A 16,597-nucleotide genomic window follows, 5' to 3' on the forward strand; every position below is an offset into this window, starting at 1 on the left:
CGAACAGTTCACCCCTTGATGTTGCAGACGGGGAACGTCCGAGCGACCTTGTCGCCGATGCCGAGCGCGTCCGAGACGTTCACCACCTCGTCGACGTCCTTGTAGACGCCGGGCGCTTCCTCGGCGACGGTGGCGCCGCTCTGGGCTTTGACGTAGATGTGCTGTTGCTCGCGGAGGTCGTCCTGCACGTCCTCGCCCCAGTAGGTGTTCTTCGCCTGCGTCCGGGACATCAGTCTGCCAGCCCCGTGGGCAGTCGAGCCGAAGGTCTCTTCGAGCGAGCGCTCTCCCCCCCGGAGGACGTAGCTGCCCGCGCCCATGCTCCCCGGGATGATGATCGGCTGGCCGACGTCGCTGTAGGCTGGCGGCAACTCGGGCCGGCCCGCCGGGAACGCCCGCGTCGCGCCCTTGCGGTGGACGTACAGCTCCCTGTCCTCGCCGTCGACGTCGTGGACTTCTTTCTTGGCGATGTTGTGCGCGACGTCGTACAGCAGGTCCATCTCCATGGCCTCCCACTCCCGGTCGAAGACGTCCGCGAAGACCTCGCGAGTACGGTGCATGATGAGCTGGCGATTGACCCACGCGAAGTTGATCGCCGCACACATCGCTCCGTAGTATTCCTCGGCGAGGTGCGAGCCAGCGGGGGCGGCCGCGAGTTCCTTGTCCGGTAACTGGTTCAGCAGCCCCTGATGGGCCTTCTCGATCTCCCGCAAGTAGTCCGTGCAGACCTGATGACCGAGCCCGCGCGAGCCACAGTGGATCAGCACGACGATCTGGTCCGCTTCGAGTCCGAACTCTCCCGCTACGTCCTCGCGGAAGATGTCGGTGACGCGCTGGACCTCTAGGAAGTGATTGCCCGAGCCGAGCGAGCCGACCTGGACTTTCCCGCGATTCTTCGCCTTCTGCGAAACGGCGCTCGGATCGGCGTCCGGCCGCCGTCCCTCGTCCTCGCAGTGTTCGAGGTCCGCGGGGACGGCGTAGTCGTTCCGCAGCGCCCACTCCATCCCGTCGGCGAGAATCTCGTCGATGTCGCCCTTGGTGCCCTCGAAGATGCCACCGCCGCCGAGACCTGACGGAATCGCGTCAAATAGCGCGTCGACGAGTTCTTCTTCTCGTCCACTAACGTCGCTGTCGGTCAAATTCGTCTTCAGCATCCGGACGCCGCAATTCGAGACGACAAACCCGTCTGCGAGGAAATTGTGAGCGTCGTGAGCGACACCGATGTCATAGACCGCTTTCTCACCAGCGGGTTCGATGTGTTCGATCGTCGATTCGACGGTCATGTCGTCACTGACAGTCGTCTGCTCGCAGAACTCATCGAACGTCGGGAACGCGTCGCCGGGACGCGGACGCCCTTTCCGACCGGACCAGGCACTGCGCTCGATGAATCGGTCGTTGATGTCGTACTTCTCTTTGAGCGTCTCGACAGGTGTTCCACCGTCTGCTAGCGTTCTCACCTCGTTTGCGATGTGTTCCCGGCGTTCGATCTCTCGTTCTTTCAGCTTGAGATACTGGATCGCTTTGACGGCCAACCGACGTTTGTGTCGGTTGTAGCGGTACCCGACCGTCTCGAAGAAGCGGATCAGATTCGCCGAGTCGTTCTTGACACCCAGTCGAAGTCGGACGGTGTCGTGTTCGCGGTTCGAGTCAGTCTCGAAGGACTCTATCTCGTTCGTCTCGATACCGAGATCACCGAGGAACGACGCGAGGTCCGCAAGGAATCGCCGCCCGTCTCCTGCAGTATCGACGGTCCGGGTCTGTGAAACCTTGGGACAGTAGAGATTCATGTCGTGCTGGGCTGCCGGCGCGTTCATTTCGGCTCCGAAGTACGCGCTGTAGAAGAGTGCCTTCTGCCAGTCGGCAAGTCGGTCGAGATACCATGGTGTCGAAAAGCCGGCCGCGACTTTCGGACCGTCCGGGACCCCGAGTTTCTGGAGCGTCAGACGAAGGGCTTTCGATGTCGTCTTGAAGCTGTATTCGGTCGTCTCGAAGGTCTCGCCCTCGATGTCGTGGTCTCGGTCGCGCGAGTAGACCTTCGAGGGCTTGAATCCGATCGCTTTCACGTCCTCACGGATACCTTCGAGATCTTCCGGCTCCCCGTAGAACCAGAGCTGTCCCTCACCACCCAGCGAGCCGTCACCGAGATGAAATCCGACAAGTTTGAGCAGGCGATTGAATGCCTCATCGGTCGATTTGAGGGGCAAGAGACCCCGATTTTTGAGGACGCTGCGGATCTGTGGATTCGCGTCTTCCAAGTCGTCGACCGAGAGGACGGTGAATTCTTCGGGATCGTCGTGCTCGATTCCCTGGAAGGGCTGGACCAGCGCTTCGTCGCCGGCTTCGAGATCGCCGAGTTCGACCATCCCGTCAGGTGTCGCGAACGGGTGGTCCGCGGTTGCTTCGATCGTCTCGCCGGTCGCCGTCTGGACCTCGTAGACCTGCTTGGTCCCGCTTTCGGTAAACAGTCGAATATCTGAACTGGTGAGTGAGTCCCCGGCTACGGTCGCCCGCTCTCGCTCGAATCGATCGCGAACCGATTCGATCGGCATCTTCCGACCGAACGACAGCCGGACGTCGGTCGACCCCGGCAAGCAATTGATGTCATATCCTACCGCTCCGGGGCTGATACAGCCGTCTTCGGCATCTATCCCTGCCACCCCGCCCACGGGAAACCCGTAGCCCTGGTGGCCGTCCGGCATGCAGATGGCGTACTTCTGGATGCCCGGCAGATGAGTCGTATTCGTGAGTTGTTCGAGGGTCTTGTCCTCGCTAATCTCCTCCAGCAGGGCTTCGCTCGCCAGTACTCGGGCGGGCACGTTCATTTCCCCCTCTTGGGGAATTTCCCAGACGTATTCACGCACCTTTTCGAGCGTGACGTCGCCGGCGTCGTAGGTGGTCATACTCGAAGCTTCTGCGGCCTTCCTCAAAAGCTGTCGGACGGGGGTGTCACTTCCGTCAGTCGGTTGCGGCCGGTGTCCCCTCGGGGCGACTCGTCGGTTGCCGGCCCAGCCAGGCGTCAAGCGAGAGTGGGCCAGCACCGAGCGTGAAGACGGCCGAGGCCAGCCCGAACAGCGTGATGTGTGCGAGTACGGGGTCGTCGGGCAGGCCGAACAACGTCAGCGTGAACAGGACGAACGCTCCGGCGGCAGTTGCGCGCGTCAGGAGGCCCGCGATGAGAAGCAGACCAAAGGCGATCTCAGCGAGGCCCGCGCCGACAACCCAGACGCCGGGGTCGACGGGCACGATCGACGTGAGATCGTATTTCGCGACGACGCCGAGCCCGGGACCGGGGTTGAGCAGTTTCTCACCCAGTCCCAGAAGGACGAACGTCACGCCCAGGCCCACGCGCAGAATCACCGGCACGTAGGCGGTGTAGGGGTCGAGTCGCTGCTGAAGTTCCCGTGCTCGAGCGTGGACCGGGTCGATCCGGCTGTAGTAGGTTCCAGGTGAGCTGGCGACGCGGCTGAGGAGGTGGTCGCCGCTTGGTCGCCCGCTCCCAAGCAAGAAGATCGCCAGCAAGCCGGGGACGTACTCCAGCGCGAGGATCGTCCTCGGGAAGAACGCGAGCGAGGCGACGTAGGTGAGCAGTCCGACGAGCGCCACGACGCGGGTCGCCAGCCCGAACAGCAGGAAGAAGCCCAGGCCGATCATGAGCAGGCGGACTTCGGCCTGCGCGGCCGCTCCGAGGTGATCAGCCGTCATCACCGACGGGCTGAAGATGTAACCGATGAACCCCGCACCGACCAGCGGCAGGCCCATGCTGAGTCGGAGCATCCACGGGACGTACGTCAGATACTCCGCCAGCGCCGACCGGAGCACCTCGAAGTCCGGGATCGTCGGTCTGACCCACAGGAACGCCCCGACGCCGGCGGTCGCGAGCAGGCCGACCCCACCGAACAGCACGGCGTTTGCGGGGTCCGTGAGCACCTCGATCGTGAACTGGAGCCCCTCTTGCGGTGGATTCTCGGTGACGTAGCGAACGTGTGCCACTACTGGCCGTACACTGACTGCCAGCAGCGTCAGTACCGCGACGAGCAGGCTCGCCCGCCGGGTGTAGGCGCGAGGAACGGTCATCGTCAGTCGATAGGGCCTCGGGCCGCTTAAACGGACAGTTCGGTACACCTCGGCGGACGCCAGCCCGATCAGACGTCGAAGACGACGTACGCGCACCAGCCAGCGTCGGTCTCGTGGAGTTCCATCTCGGAGTACGTGACGGCCTTGACTTCCCGGGCCGTGACTGCCGAAAGCGGGACTCCCCGTGCACTGGCGTCGACTGCCCAGCCGTCGGCCGTCTCCGTGACCGTCGCGTCGTTGTCGACCGGGAGGACGTTCCGCACGTCTCGCTGGTAGATGAGTTCGTCCAGATAATCGAACAACAGCGCTTCGGACGACTCGGCTGTCACCGAGAGCCTGAAGCGCTCGCCCTGGGCTGGCACGTCTTCGCACATCGCAGCCGCCAGCCCGTCTGCGACGGCCGCGAAGACGTCGTCGATCGACTCCCCTGTGGCTTCGACCGCGACGTCTGCGGTGTGCTCGCGAAGCGTGAAACTCATAGCTCCGAGGTGTCGCGGGGTGGGACGTCGATTTCGCCCCCGATCTCACCAGGGATCTGCTCTTCGTCGGCCTCGTTGATCGCGACGCCGCTGGTGACGACCGAGCGCATCCCTTCCTCGACGCTCATGTCGACGTCGTAGACCTGCTCGTCTTCGACGTGGACGACGAACCCACCCATCACCGGGTTGGGCGCCATCGGCAGGTAGAGCGTCGTCATCTCGTCGTTACCCGTCGCTGCACGGATGTTCTCGGAGGTATCTGCAGTCACGAAGGCGACGCAGTACGACCCCTGAGTGGGGTACTCGACGAGTTTGACTTCCTGAAAACTCTGGACGTCGCTGTCGAGCAGCAGCTTGCTCATGTCGTTGAAACTGCTGTATACTGCGCCCAGGCCCGGAATCGAGGACATCGCGTTGTCGAACGTGGCTTCGATCCGATTGGACAGCCGGCTGGTTTCGGTGAGGACCCCGATCAGGAGGATGAGCGACAGCAGCGAGACCAACGCCGCGAGGTCGGCGGCGAACTGATCGCTGATGCCCAGCTCCTGCAGCAGGGTGGCAAGCGGGCCGACCGAATCCAGCATGAAGTTCATCGCAAAGCGGAAGACGAACAGCGTGATGAGGACCGGAATCGCGACGGCGAGACCACTGATCATCGAGGTTCGCAGGAACCCACGGATCGATCGATCCCCGCCGGATCCCGGCTGCATCGGGCCTGAGGGTTGCATGTGCGGGGTAGTCACAGTGGGGACACAAAAATGGTCGTTTGTCTCGCGGCGCTGAGCGCGAACTGTTTTTTCGCTCGCCCACCAACGGCGTCTATGAGCGATACTGACGACCCAGCCGCCGCCGACGTCCAGGCCGGCCGCGTCTACGATCCGAGCGCAGATCACTCCTTCCCGGACGAGCGCGTCAACGACGTCCTCGAGCGGGTGGCGAGCGACGAGGAGATCCAGACGCTACTCGAGGCACAGAACGTCAACCCCGTCACGCGAAAGCGGTACAACGACCACGGCTCGAAACACGTCAGCATCGTCCGTAACCGCGCGCTCTGTCTGTACGACCTGCTCAAGCGCGGCTCGGTCTCGTTCAACGGCGCTGCCGATCAGGGCCTCGACGAGGCCGACGAGGCCGTCATCGTCGCGCTCGCGGCGACCTTACACGACATCGGCCACATCGTCCACCGCGACGACCATCCCTACTACTCGATCCCCCTCGCTGCGGACGTCCTCGACCGCGTCCTCGAGGAACTCCCCTACTACGATCTGGCCGACGCGGTCAGAGTCAAGGGAGAAGTGCTACACGCGATCCTCTGTCATCACACCGAGGAGACACCGCTGACGACCGAGGCCGGCGTCGTCCGGGTCGCCGACGCGCTGGACATGGAACGCGGTCGCTCGCGCATCCCCTACGAACGGGGTGGCCGCGGGATCAACACCGTCTCCAGCCAGGCGATCAGGAACGTCCGACTCGGGCCGGGCGAGGACAGGGTCGTCCGCGTCGAGATAGAGATGACCAACGCCGCCGGCGTCTACCAGGTCGACAACCTTCTGAAGGCAAAGCTCAGGGGCTCGGGACTGGAAGACGATATTCGGATCGTCGCCGTCAACGTCCGCGAGGACGCCGACCAGATCGTCGAGCGGGTCGAACTATAGGACAATTTTTGTTGGATCGCCGCCAGAATACTTTTGCGTTCTGGACGGAATTACTCGGCTGTGTCCGAGGCAAGTGTACTGACTATCGGTGGCGCGAAAGGTGGTGCGGGAAAGACGGTCACTGCGATCAACGTGGCGTCGGCCGTCCGTTCGGTCGGCTACTCTGTCGTGGTCGTCGACGCCGACCTGGGGACGACGAACGTCGCCGACATCCTCGAACTCGACTGTGAGACGAGCATCCACAAAGTGCTCGCTGGCGAGGCCGACATCGGCGAGGCAATCGTCACCACCGAGACGGGTCTCGACGTCGTCTCCGGTGGGGACTCACTCGAATACTTGATCGACGCCGACCCGGCGGAACTTCGGCCCGTAATCGACACGCTCGCCGACAGTTACGACGTCGTGATCATCGACACCGGAACCGGCCTCAGCCACGAGGTATTGGTCCCGTTCGGCCTCGCTGACGGAGTCGTCCTGGTCTCGACGCCGAAGAACACCTCCATCGTCGACACGCGAAAGACTGCGGAAGTCGTCGAGAAGGTCGACGGTACGCTCCTCGGCGTCGTCGTCACGCGCGTCACCGACGACACCGACGTCGACCGGGTCCGCGACCAGATCGATCTCGATCTGCTGGGACTGCTTTCTGACGACCCCCAGGCCTGCAAGACTGAACCGGTCGTCATGGAAGCGCCCGACAGCGACCTCGCAGATGGTTACCGCCAGCTCGCGACGACGCTCATCCGCCTGGAAAACGACCGCAAAGACGCCGACGGCGACGATCAGTAACCGTCGTCGCTCGACATTCGAGTAGACACAATCGTTTTGTTCCATGATACCGATGTACACACATGAGTCTCACTCCGACAGACGGCCCGGAGGTCCGGGGCTCGGAGGGCCAGGAAGTCCCAGAACGGGCGACACGCCCGCCACTGTCGGGTCGCGCGCGAGCCGACGCAGTCGCTGTTAGCCTCCAGCGCAGTGTTTCTCGGGGATGGCGATCAGTTTGGGCGACCGTTCGAACCGGTTTCGATCGCCTGCTCAGCCCGGGGTTAGCCGCCAGTGACCAGAACTCGCTGGCCGACGACGCCGTCGAACCCCCTCGTTGCCCGCGGATCGATACCCTCCCCGCCCGCGCGTTCCCGCTGACCTACCCCGCCCGATCCTACCGGCTCGTCGACAACGACGCCGACCTCGTCGCCGAAGTAGACGACGACACCCTGCGGATGTATCACCCTGAGGGCTCCGACGCCTGGATCCGATCTGACATCTGGATCGACGTCCAGCCGTGACATCCTCCCCATCCTGAAGGGCTTGACAGCGGTGGCCCCCACGATTTCTGGGACTGAATAGAAAGCCCTTAATCCCGGCACGGCCAACTCGATTTTGAGCGGGGCTGGTCTAGTCTGGCTATGACCTCAGCCTTCCAAGCTGACGACCCGGATTCAAATTCCGGGCCCCGCACTTCTCTACTGCAATTCCGTCAGAGAGCACCGGCTTCGTCTCGGGACTTCCCGCTGATCCGGGCGTAACAGTTCCCGCTCGACACCTCGAACTCTATCACTCGGCAGTCACTCGCCGCCAGGTCCGCCTCGAACTCCGCGGGCGCGTAGATGTGATAGAATCGCGCTACTGTTTCCCCTCCCGGAAGTGTCCAGTCGATCTCCGTATCGAACCCCGTCTCGGCCTCGGCGTCGGCGTCGAAGCGATCGTGGGCCGTACTCCAGGCGCTGACCAGTGCCTCGCCCTCGGGAGAGAGGACCCGGGCCAGTTCGTCCAGACTCTCTCGGCGCCGCTCGCGACTCGGCAGGTGGTGCAGCGTCGCCACGTAGACGGCCAGGTCGACGCAGTCGTCCGCCAATGGGAGTCGCGCGGCGTCGCCCTGGAGCAACCGGACCCACGTGGGATCGAGTTTCTCGCGGGCCTCTCTCAGGAGGTTTCGACTCGCGTCGAGGGCGAGCACCTGATCGGCCCGTTCGTGCAGCACGGCGGCGTGTCGGCCGTTCCCACAGCCGAGATCGAGTCCGAGGTCGACCTGTGTGGCGGCCTCGACGAACTCGGTGACTTCCGGCCAGGGGTGGGCCCGCGTCTCCGAGAAGTGACTCGCGATCGTCTCGTAGGTCTCCCGAACCGACCGGGCGTCGTGGTCGTCGCTACCCATACCGACCACAGATCCGCGGCCGGCAAGGGGGTTTCGCTACCGTCGCTCGACGCGCCAGGTCGTCGCGTTAGTGTACGACCACTTCTCGATCGCCAGCTCCGAGGACCTGTCCGCGAGCTGGCCGAGTACGCTTCCGATCTCCCGCGCAGAGAGATCGATCTCCTCGGCGAGGAACTTGCTCTTGACGTACACTGGTTCCTCGGCGGCGCGCTCGCGGAGGTGGGCGGCGACTCGCTGGCGCTTGCGGTCGGTCGCGGCCGAGGACATCACTGGTCACCTCCGAGCAGCCCCGCGCGTGCGATGACTGCCAGCACCCCTGCGTCGTGTGACGGTCGGTGGCGATGCCCGACGATCAGACACGCGGCGTTGAGGACGAGCAGTGGGGCGATCAGTTCCAGGGAGTGATCCAGTGCGAGCGCCGGGAGATAGCCCAGTGGGGCCAGGACTGCACCCCAGAACCCGACGGTTTCGACCGCCGAGCGGCTTCGAGACAACGCTGAGGAGGGCAAGCGGCCGAGGTGGTCGACCGCCGTTTCGTGACGGCTCATATCTCACCCCTCGAACGCCACTCCCCAAAAGGCGCTGAAAGCTCAAATAGCCGTTTGATACTGGCCCCGCTCCGGATTTCCCTGTTCACCCGGGAGCCGGACGCACGTCGCCGGTAGACACATCTGCCAGGCGGTCGAACGTCGGTCGATGGCCACCTCCCAGGAACTCAGGGACGTCCTCGCCGGCGGCGATACGCTGACGATCGTCTGTCACAACAACCCCGACCCCGACTGCCTGGCCAGCGCGCTGGCACTCGGGCGCATCGCCGCGACAGTCGGCATCGACGAACGTCGAATCCTCTACAGCGGCAACATCTCTCACCAGCAAAACCGCGCGTTCGTCAACCTCCTCGATATCGATCTCAGGCCGTTCGAACCCGAGGCTGTCGTCGACCGCCCCGAGGGATCGTTGCTCGCGTTCGTCGACCACGCCGTCCCCGAGTCCAACAACGAGGTCCCGGAGGGAACGCCAGTCGATATCGTCGTCGACCATCATCCCGTCGACGGCATCGAAGCCCGATTCGTCGACCACCGCGTCGAGGTCGGGGCGACGGCGACGATCCTTGTCGAGCACCTCCAGAATCTCGGCGTCGAACTGGACGCGACTCTCGCGACCGCGCTTCTGTTCGCGATCCGTCGGGAGACGCTGGGTTTTCTCCGCGGGACGACGAGCGCCGAATACCAGGCCGCAAGCACCCTCCACGACCGCGCCGACCGTGACCTCCTCCGCAAGCTCTCGACGCCCTCGGTCAGCGGCGTGACCGTCGACGCCATCGCCGACGCGATCCGAAATCGAGTCGTCCGCGGGGCGGTTCTCATCACCCACGTCGGGCGGACAATCGAGCGCGATGCGCTCCCGCAAGCGGCTGACTACCTCGCCACCCTCGAAGGCGTCGAGACTGCCATCGTCTTCGGGATCGTCGACGACGCGATCCACGTCAGCGCCCGCTCGACCGACGCCCGCGTCCACATCGGCGAGGTACTCGATGCTGCCTTCGCGGACGTTGGCAGCGCCGGTGGCCACCGCGAGATGGCCGGTGGTGAGATCCCGCTCGGGATACTCGCTGAATACTCAGCCGACGACGAGACACTGGTCGACATCGTCGAACAGGTCGTCACCGCTCGGCTGCTGGCCGGTCTCAACATCTCCGAGAACGGGGATTCAGTCGAGAGCTAGGCTGAGCAGAAATCGATGCATGCTTTGTCGGGCCCCCCGACCTACAGGGTATACTGATGACAGACGGGTCCACGGACGAGAGTATTCGCGAGCATCGGCGCAACTTCGAGAAGATCTGGTGGCAAAACCCCGAGCGACAGAACTGGGCGTCTTCCTCCTGGTGGTTTTTCATCCTCTTTCCCGAGGGCGAGGAGGGGTACGGCCCCAAGCAACTCATGTTCTCGATCGCCGCCCGCGTCGGCGATCACTGTCTCGTCAACGACCGTCCGACGCCCGGACTCGACCCGAACCGCCCGGTCTCCGACGATGAAGACAGATTCAACGTCATGACTGTGGGCTGGGCCGGTGACGACGAGGAAGTCCACGATCACGTCGTCAACCAACCGTCCGAGGCCGTTCTCTCCCGAAACGACCAGCGCATCGATGCCTGGACCGAGAACGAGGCTGGCGAGCGCCGCGGGAGCCATCTCGAAGCGCTCTCGGACCCGCTCGGACTCAAGATGGAGGTCGTCGGCGACGACGTCGAGGCGGAGTTCGAGGCGCGCGGGGAACTCGACTCGACGCTGACAGCGCCTCACCACGGGCTCGACGTCGAGACACCGCTAGGTGGCGTTCAGGTCCTCGCCTGGCGCCAGATGGACTTCGAAGGTGAGTTCGACCTCCCCGGCGGCACGGAGACGCTGTCGGGATCAGCGTACTTCCAGCGGGTGTGTTTCGACATGCCGCTGTTCCCCTGGAAGTGGATCTGGGCCATCTTCCCCGACGGGACGGCCTTCTCCGCGATGGTCCCGTTCATCGGCCCCCAGTTGTTCCGCAAGGGCTACAAGTTCTTCTCCTCCACTCGGCTCGAACGACTGACGATCCCGCTCCGGCAGACTGCGTTCTGGCAGTGGGGTGACGGCAGTCGCGTCGACTTCGACCGGGTCACGATCGAACCGATTCTCGATACCGGCGAGCACCCGGACTTCGACGTCCGCGTCGAGAACGACAACGGTGACTACGTGTCTTTCGTTGCCAGCACCTACGGCCACGCACGCAACTGGCTCGACCGGCCGATTCTGGGCGGCCTCGCGGAGTCACACTGGAGCTACAACGAGTTCATGTTCCGCATGTCGGGCCTCGCCGGGCGCATCGACGGCGAGGAAATCGATAGCGACTCGCTTGGCAAGTGCTTCGGGACGCTCGAATACAGTACCGGAATCGGCCTGTAACTGCTGGTCTCTAAGTCGATCCTCTTTCGCACCACAGCACCCCAGCAGGGATTCGAACCCGATGACGAGACTCGCTGCGCTCGTCTCGCGTGGTTCAAATCCTGAGTCGCATTTGCGACTCACGAATTTGCGATCGCAGAGAAATGCTCACGGGTCACTCCGTTCCCTGTTCGCGTTCGAGGCCTCACTGCGTTCGACCTCGCTATGCTCCGGCAGGGATTCGAACTACCTCCACTTCGCTCGCTATCGCTCGCTCGTGGCGTCATTCAAACCCTGGTTCGCATCCGTCGCTCGCGAACTTGCGAGCGACAGAAGTGCTCCGGCAGGGATTCGAACCCTGGTCATTGCCGTGAGAGGGCAATATGATTGGCCGGACTACACCACCAGAGCGTGCACTCGTTGGTACTGGGGAGATACGTAAAACGGTTCCGTTTCCGACCGCCGTATGCCGATGTGTCTCACTCTTCGTCCTCGAACGGCGACCCCGCAGCGTCCGGTTCGTGGCCCGGTAAACTGATGATGTTCTCCCGGCCGACCCGCAGTTTCGTGATCTCGTCGTCCTCTTCCATATCCGACAGCAGCATGCTCACTTTCGACTTCGACCAGTTTGTCTCCTCGACGATTGCCGACTGTCGCATCCGACCGCCGTGGGATTCGAGCAACGAGGCGACGCGATCTGTGTCCGAGAGTAACTCTTCGTCGGTGACTGTCGTCGCGGGCTCGTCCGAACCTTCCGCCTCAGTCGGCGTCTCGGCCGCTGCCCCACTGTCGTCACTCGACGGCGTTGATTGGGTGACCCTCCTCTCGTCGCCATCGTCGGCCGAAATCACCGTCCGATAGAGTGCGACCGTCCCGCCAGCCAACAACAGGACGATCAACCCCACGACGAACATCCCGCCGATACCGTCGTCCGCGCTGGTCTCGACCGGTGCAGTCGTCGGTGACTGTCCCGAAGTGGTCGGGCCCACACTTGTCGTCGGAGTCGTCGTGGCTGCTGTCGACACCGTCTGGGTTGTCGTCATCGTCCGCCCAGCCGGCTGGAACGTGACCAGGGGCCGCTCTGGGTTGAACTCGTACTCACCCTCCCAGGCGATCCACTCGCTCTCGGCCTGCGAGTCGGGATCGTCCTGCGAATCCGGCCCGGGATCGACGCTCGCAAAGACCAGCCCCGGCCCCGGTCGTATCGTCAGACGCTGGTTTGGACCGAGGTACAATCCGACATCGAACGCTTCGCCGAAGACGACCTGCTCACCTTCGACACTCGCGAGGTTCGTCCACAGAAACGACATCTCGACTTTGCCCTGCGTCCCGAGGTTGAACCCGCCCCGGGCGACGTGCGCATGCTTGCGGAAGTTCGTCGCGTTCATCGTCCGGTTCGTCGACTGCGTCCCGGTCGCCGCCAACGACTCTGCTTGCGCGACGAACTCCCGGTAGAGCTCCATCTCCGTGTTGTTGAACTCCTCCGCGTAGGATTCGAACGCAGGGACTTCGCTCTCGTTGAGTGGCCGCGAGTGTATCGTCGTCCACCGAACCGTTCCGTTCTCGTAGACAGTCAGCGTGTACGACGTTCGAGAGAACCCGTCCGGTGTCGAATCACTGACGTTGCCCGCGTCGACGGCTGCGGGCTGCAGAGAACCAGTCGCCTGCGTGCCGGACATGCCACCCGTTACACCCACGAGACCCGTGAGGGAGACGGCCAGAATGACGAATCCGATCACGTGGGGGCGGCGGACCATCTATTCGTACTGTCCAATGGATCGTATAAAAGAACTACGCCTACGTGATCTCAGTAGACGAGGTGGCGAGACGGAAACCACCCGACGTGATCAGGCAAGGGCGTCGGCGAGCCGCTCGATCGGGTGGGGCGGTTCCTCGCCCTCGTAGTCTTTGAGCTGGCCGCGGCAGGAGGCCCCAGGTGCGACGACGGACTCGCCCGAACTCCGGTCGAGCTGGTCGTAGAGGATCGACGCGATGGCCTTGCTCATCGAGTAGTGCTCGGCCTCGTAGCCGAACGAGCCGGCCATCCCACAACAGCTGGAATCGACGGCGTCGACCTCGTAACCTGCCCGTCGGAGCACACCTACCGCGTGGTGATCCTTCTTGGTCGCCTTCTGGTGGCAGTGGCCGTGATACGAGAGCGACTCGGTGGGTGCGTCGAAGTCGATTTCCGCGTCCAACCGATGCACGTCCAGATATTCGGCGATTCCGTAGGCGTTGGCCGCGACGCGTTCGACGTCGTCGCCCGAGAGCAAGTCGAGGTAGTCCGACTGGAACATCACTGCCTCAGAGGGTTCGACGAGGACGACGTCCCATTCCTCCTCGACTCGCGGTGCGAGTTTCGCGACGTTCTCCTCGGCCTGCTCGCGAGCCGTGTCCAGAAAGCCCTTCGAGTGCGGTGCGCGCCCGGAGTCGACCACGTCGGTAGGGACCTCGACGTGGACGCCCGCCGCTTCCAGTACTTCGACGGCGGCCATTCCCGCCTCGGGACGGTTGTAGTTGGTGAAGGTGTCGGGGAACAGCAGGACTTTCCGGTCGGCCGCCTCCTCGCTGACAGCTGGCTCGTGATCGGCGAATCGATCGACGAAGGTGTTGCGGTAGAATGTGGGGAGTTCCCGCTCGCGAGCGATTCCGAACAATTTCTCCTGAACGATTCCGGCACCAGGAAGCTTCTGTGCCCAGTTCGACAGCGGGGCGAGCGCGCTCGCGAGTGGGTAGAGCGTGCCGGCGTTGGCGAACAGCCGATCGCGGATCCCCGGTCCCTCTTGCTCGTGGTGGGCGTGTTTGACCTCCACTTTGAGCTTGGCCATGTCGACCTCGCTCGGGCAGTCCTTGGCACACCCTTTGCAGCCGACACAGAGATCCAGCACCTCCTCCATGAATTCCTCTTCTCGTGGATCGTCAGGGAGGTCGCCACTCATTGCCTGGCGAAGCATGTTCGCCCGCCCACGAGTCGCCTGGATCTCCTCGTTCGCGGCTCGATAGGTCGGGCACATCACGCCGCCAGTCGTTCCCTGCGGGCCGCGACAGCCGCCACAGCCGTGACAGAGTTCGACCATTCCGGCCATGCCGTTGTCGTTGTCCCAGTTCAGCGTCGGCTCGAACGGGATCTCGAGTTCGTACTCGGGATCGAACCGGAGATTCTCGGCCATGTCCGCCACGCGAGCGCGCTCGGGGACGCCCTCCGGCAGCTCCTCGTCGGCGGCGTAGCCACACACTTGACTCGGGTTCAGCAGCCAGTCCGGATCGAAAGTGTGCTTCAGGTCTCGGAGGAGCTCCCAGACGTGCTGGCCGTAGAGTTTCCGGTTCCACCCGCTCCGGGCGCGACCGTCACCGTGTTCGCCCGAGACGCTACCACCGTACTCGACGACCAGATCGGTCGCGTCCTCGGCGATCGAGCGCATCTGGTTCACGCCGTCCAGCGTCTTGGTATTCACGAGCGGCCGGATGTGCAAGCAACCAGGGCCGGCGTGGGCGTAGATGCTCGCAATCGTGCCGTTGTCTTCGAGGACTTCCTGGAATCCCTCGACGAACCCGGGGAGGTTCTCCGGCGGGACCGCCATGTCCTCGATGAAGGAGATGTGTTTTTCGTCTGTCGTCCGGCCGAGCAGAATCGGGAGGCCGGACTTGCGAAGCTTCCAGAAGCGCTTGCGCTGGTCGTCGTCGTGGGCCTCGCGAGCGTCGAAGGCGATGACGTCCTCGTCGGTGATATCGGCCGCGCCCTCGTCGGGCTCGACCATCGACTCGACGCCCGCAGTGCGGTCGGCAAAGAGGTTCGCGACCTTCTGCTTGCCGTCGGCGTCGTCCTCGGCGTAGAACTCCACCAGCAGCGTGGCCCGGGTTCCATCGGGCAAAATCTCCTCGACAAGATCGCCGAAATCCTCGGTATCGGCGGCCAGATCCAGCAGGACCTCGTCGAGCACTTCGACTGCCGCGGGGTCGTGTTCGAGGATGATCGAGACGTCTTCCATCGCGCTGACGAGATCCTCGTAGAACAGCAACGCGACGGACTTGGTGTTCGGCAAGGATTCGAGTCCGACAGTGGCTTTCGTGACCGTCGCGAGTGTCCCCTCACTCCCGCAGAGCAACTTTGCGAGATTGACTGACTCCTCCTCGCGTGCGCGTTCGACCAGCCTGTCGAGGTCGTAGCCGGAGACGTTGCGCTTCAGGCTCGGGAAGGCGTCCAGAATCTCGTCGCCTTCCTCCTCGATCAGGCGCTCGACGGTCGCGCAGATCTGCGCTTCGAGGTCGCCATCGGGATCTGCCCGGTCACTCAGTTCTTCCAGACTCATCTCGCCCCACTCGGTGACAGTCCCGTCGGCCAGCACGACCTCCGCACTCTCGACGTAGGCGGCGGTCATGCCGTACTTCAGCGAGTGTGACCCCGAGGAGTTGTTCCCGATCGCCCCGCCGATGGCGCTCTTATCCCGCCAGGCCGGGTCGGGCGCGAACTTTAGTCCGTGGTCTTCGAGTTCGGTGTTGAGATCACCGATGTACATTCCACACTCGAGTCGGGCGGTCTGTCCCTCGGGATCGACGTCGAGCAGGCCAGTCATGTGCCGCGAGAAGTCCAGTACGACGGCCTCGTTGACGGTCTGGCCGGCGAGACTCGTCCCGCCACCCCGCGGGAGGACGGGGATCTCCCGTTCGGCGCAGTAGGTCATCACGCTCGAGACGTCGTCGGTATCCTGCGGGAAGACGACGCCGATCGGCGTCACCTCGTATGCGCTGGCGTCGGTCGCATAGAGCTGGCGGGTGTACTCGTCGAAGCGGACGTCTCCCTCGACGCGCGAGCGCAGGTCCGCGACGAGACCCGGTCGTTCGACCTCTCCCGAGACGTAGTCGTAGTCGGCGCGTCCGTCCTCGGCGGGATCCACTGACGGCCCGGACTGTCCGACGTGATCGCTGATTCCCATTATCCGGCCCTTCGGACGCCCGGAGATTAAACCCACGCTCTCACGTTTGACTTTTCGGCCGGCTGGACTACTCACACACAAAAGTGTTCGCGAGCCGGCCGTCGACAGGTCAGGTCTCCCGGCCGGACTGTTCGCAGACGAGACTGCTCACGAGCCGGCCGTCGACAGGTCAGGTCTCCCGGCTGGACTGTTCACAGACGAGACTGCTCACGAGCCGGCCGTCGACAGGTCAGGTCTCCCGGCTGGACTGTTCACAGACGAGACTGCTCACGAGCCGGCCGTCGACAGGTCAGATCTCCCGGCTGGACTGGCTGCGCATCAACGCGCAGCCGTGCCGCCGTCGACACGACAGTCGTCACCACGTATAAATCATTCTCACTCCTAC

General features: G+C 63.7%; 13 protein-coding genes, 2 tRNA genes and 3 pseudogenes. 6 read left to right on the top strand and 12 right to left on the bottom strand.

Annotated elements, in window-relative coordinates; all coding sequences use genetic code 11:
- Nucleotides 1–8: 8 nt before the first annotated feature.
- From DV733_RS17825 to DV733_RS14005, 6 genes and pseudogenes are all read right to left on the bottom strand, one after another.
- Nucleotides 9–1,187, bottom strand: a pseudogene (locus DV733_RS17825) (RtcB family protein); the annotation flags it as partial.
- A 3-nt stretch (nt 1,188–1,190) separates the two neighbouring features.
- A pseudogene (locus tag DV733_RS17830) lies at nt 1,191–2,546 on the bottom strand (RtcB family protein); the annotation flags it as partial.
- A 3-nt stretch (nt 2,547–2,549) separates the two neighbouring features.
- Nucleotides 2,550–2,897, bottom strand: a pseudogene (locus DV733_RS17835) (RtcB family protein); the annotation flags it as partial.
- A gap of 55 nt (nt 2,898–2,952) precedes the next feature.
- Nucleotides 2,953–4,071: a DoxX family protein gene (locus DV733_RS13995; protein ID WP_049992612.1), complete on the bottom strand. Its 1,119-nt coding sequence runs from the start codon at nt 4,069–4,071 to the stop codon at nt 2,953–2,955.
- Nucleotides 4,072–4,139: 68 nt separating this feature from the next.
- Nucleotides 4,140–4,550, bottom strand: coding sequence for an archease (locus tag DV733_RS14000; protein WP_049992613.1), 411 nt, complete (start codon nt 4,548–4,550; stop codon nt 4,140–4,142).
- Nucleotides 4,547–5,278, bottom strand: coding sequence for a DUF502 domain-containing protein (locus tag DV733_RS14005; protein WP_049992614.1), 732 nt, complete (start codon nt 5,276–5,278; stop codon nt 4,547–4,549). Before DV733_RS14005 ends, DV733_RS14000 begins: the two co-directional genes overlap by 4 nt.
- 93 nt (nt 5,279–5,371) lie before the next feature.
- Between DV733_RS14005 and DV733_RS14010 the strand changes: the two genes are divergently transcribed.
- From DV733_RS14010 to DV733_RS14025, 4 genes are all read left to right on the top strand, one after another.
- Nucleotides 5,372–6,205 (top strand): HD domain-containing protein, encoded by an 834-nt coding sequence (locus DV733_RS14010; protein WP_049992615.1) that lies wholly within the window; start codon nt 5,372–5,374, stop codon nt 6,203–6,205.
- A gap of 60 nt (nt 6,206–6,265) precedes the next feature.
- Nucleotides 6,266–6,991, top strand: a complete 726-nt coding sequence (locus tag DV733_RS14015) for a MinD/ParA family ATP-binding protein (protein WP_049992616.1) — start codon at nt 6,266–6,268, stop codon at nt 6,989–6,991.
- Nucleotides 6,992–7,053: 62 nt separating this feature from the next.
- Nucleotides 7,054–7,494 (top strand): hypothetical protein, encoded by a 441-nt coding sequence (locus DV733_RS14020; protein WP_049992617.1) that lies wholly within the window; start codon nt 7,054–7,056, stop codon nt 7,492–7,494.
- Between the two features lie 98 nt (nt 7,495–7,592).
- Nucleotides 7,593–7,666 (top strand) — tRNA-Gly (locus tag DV733_RS14025).
- A 19-nt stretch (nt 7,667–7,685) separates the two neighbouring features.
- Here the strand turns inward: DV733_RS14025 and DV733_RS14030 are convergent.
- Genes DV733_RS14030 through DV733_RS14040 form a run of 3 tightly spaced genes read right to left on the bottom strand, consistent with a single transcriptional unit; the run spans nt 7,686 to nt 8,911 of the window.
- Nucleotides 7,686–8,363 carry a class I SAM-dependent methyltransferase gene (locus DV733_RS14030; protein ID WP_049992618.1) on the bottom strand — a complete coding sequence of 226 codons (678 nt, stop codon included), beginning with the start codon at nt 8,361–8,363 and terminating at the stop codon, nt 7,686–7,688.
- A 36-nt stretch (nt 8,364–8,399) separates the two neighbouring features.
- On the bottom strand, nt 8,400–8,630 hold the full coding sequence (locus DV733_RS14035; protein WP_049992619.1) for a DUF7123 family protein: 231 nt from the start codon (nt 8,628–8,630) through the stop codon (nt 8,400–8,402).
- Entirely contained in the window at nt 8,630–8,911 is a 282-nt protein-coding gene (locus DV733_RS14040; protein ID WP_049992620.1) for a hypothetical protein, read from the bottom strand. The genes DV733_RS14035 and DV733_RS14040 overlap by 1 nt, the downstream gene beginning before the upstream one ends.
- 148 nt (nt 8,912–9,059) lie before the next feature.
- On the opposite strand from DV733_RS14040, the gene DV733_RS14045 reads away from it, so the two are divergent.
- Together DV733_RS14045 and DV733_RS14050 are read left to right on the top strand one after the other, a co-directional pair.
- Nucleotides 9,060–10,088, top strand: coding sequence for a DHH family phosphoesterase (locus DV733_RS14045; protein WP_049992621.1), 1,029 nt, complete (start codon nt 9,060–9,062; stop codon nt 10,086–10,088).
- A 56-nt stretch (nt 10,089–10,144) separates the two neighbouring features.
- Complete coding sequence (locus DV733_RS14050) at nt 10,145–11,299, top strand: hypothetical protein (RefSeq protein ID WP_049992622.1); 1,155 nt, start codon at nt 10,145–10,147, stop codon at nt 11,297–11,299.
- Between the two features lie 315 nt (nt 11,300–11,614).
- Here the strand turns inward: DV733_RS14050 and DV733_RS14055 are convergent.
- From DV733_RS14055 to DV733_RS14065, 3 genes are all read right to left on the bottom strand, one after another.
- Nucleotides 11,615–11,689 (bottom strand) — tRNA-Glu (locus tag DV733_RS14055).
- A gap of 68 nt (nt 11,690–11,757) precedes the next feature.
- Nucleotides 11,758–13,035 (bottom strand): helix-turn-helix transcriptional regulator, encoded by a 1,278-nt coding sequence (locus tag DV733_RS14060; RefSeq protein ID WP_049992623.1) that lies wholly within the window; start codon nt 13,033–13,035, stop codon nt 11,758–11,760.
- A 90-nt stretch (nt 13,036–13,125) separates the two neighbouring features.
- On the bottom strand, nt 13,126–16,212 hold the full coding sequence (locus tag DV733_RS14065) for an FAD-binding and (Fe-S)-binding domain-containing protein (protein WP_049992624.1): 3,087 nt from the start codon (nt 16,210–16,212) through the stop codon (nt 13,126–13,128).
- Nucleotides 16,213–16,597: the final 385 nt, after the last annotated feature.

Source organism: Halapricum salinum (genome assembly GCF_004799665.1).
Taxonomy (GTDB): domain Archaea; phylum Halobacteriota; class Halobacteria; order Halobacteriales; family Haloarculaceae; genus Halapricum; species Halapricum salinum.

Bases quoted from the DNA above. Each gene is read 5' to 3' on its own strand.
- DV733_RS13995 (WP_049992612.1), bottom strand. From the start codon at position 4,071: ATGACCGTTCCTCGCGCCTACACCCGGCGGGCGAGCCTGCTCGTCGCG.
- DV733_RS14000 (WP_049992613.1), bottom strand. From the start codon at position 4,550: ATGAGTTTCACGCTTCGCGAGCACACCGCAGACGTCGCGGTCGAAGCC.
- DV733_RS14005 (WP_049992614.1), bottom strand. From the start codon at position 5,278: ATGCAACCCTCAGGCCCGATGCAGCCGGGATCCGGCGGGGATCGATCG.
- DV733_RS14010 (WP_049992615.1), top strand. From the start codon at position 5,372: ATGAGCGATACTGACGACCCAGCCGCCGCCGACGTCCAGGCCGGCCGC.
- DV733_RS14020 (WP_049992617.1), top strand. From the start codon at position 7,054: ATGAGTCTCACTCCGACAGACGGCCCGGAGGTCCGGGGCTCGGAGGGC.
- DV733_RS14030 (WP_049992618.1), bottom strand. From the start codon at position 8,363: ATGGGTAGCGACGACCACGACGCCCGGTCGGTTCGGGAGACCTACGAG.
- DV733_RS14035 (WP_049992619.1), bottom strand. From the start codon at position 8,630: ATGTCCTCGGCCGCGACCGACCGCAAGCGCCAGCGAGTCGCCGCCCAC.
- DV733_RS14040 (WP_049992620.1), bottom strand. From the start codon at position 8,911: ATGAGCCGTCACGAAACGGCGGTCGACCACCTCGGCCGCTTGCCCTCC.
- DV733_RS14045 (WP_049992621.1), top strand. From the start codon at position 9,060: ATGGCCACCTCCCAGGAACTCAGGGACGTCCTCGCCGGCGGCGATACG.
- DV733_RS14050 (WP_049992622.1), top strand. From the start codon at position 10,145: ATGACAGACGGGTCCACGGACGAGAGTATTCGCGAGCATCGGCGCAAC.
- DV733_RS14060 (WP_049992623.1), bottom strand. From the start codon at position 13,035: ATGGTCCGCCGCCCCCACGTGATCGGATTCGTCATTCTGGCCGTCTCC.
- DV733_RS14065 (WP_049992624.1), bottom strand. From the start codon at position 16,212: ATGGGAATCAGCGATCACGTCGGACAGTCCGGGCCGTCAGTGGATCCC.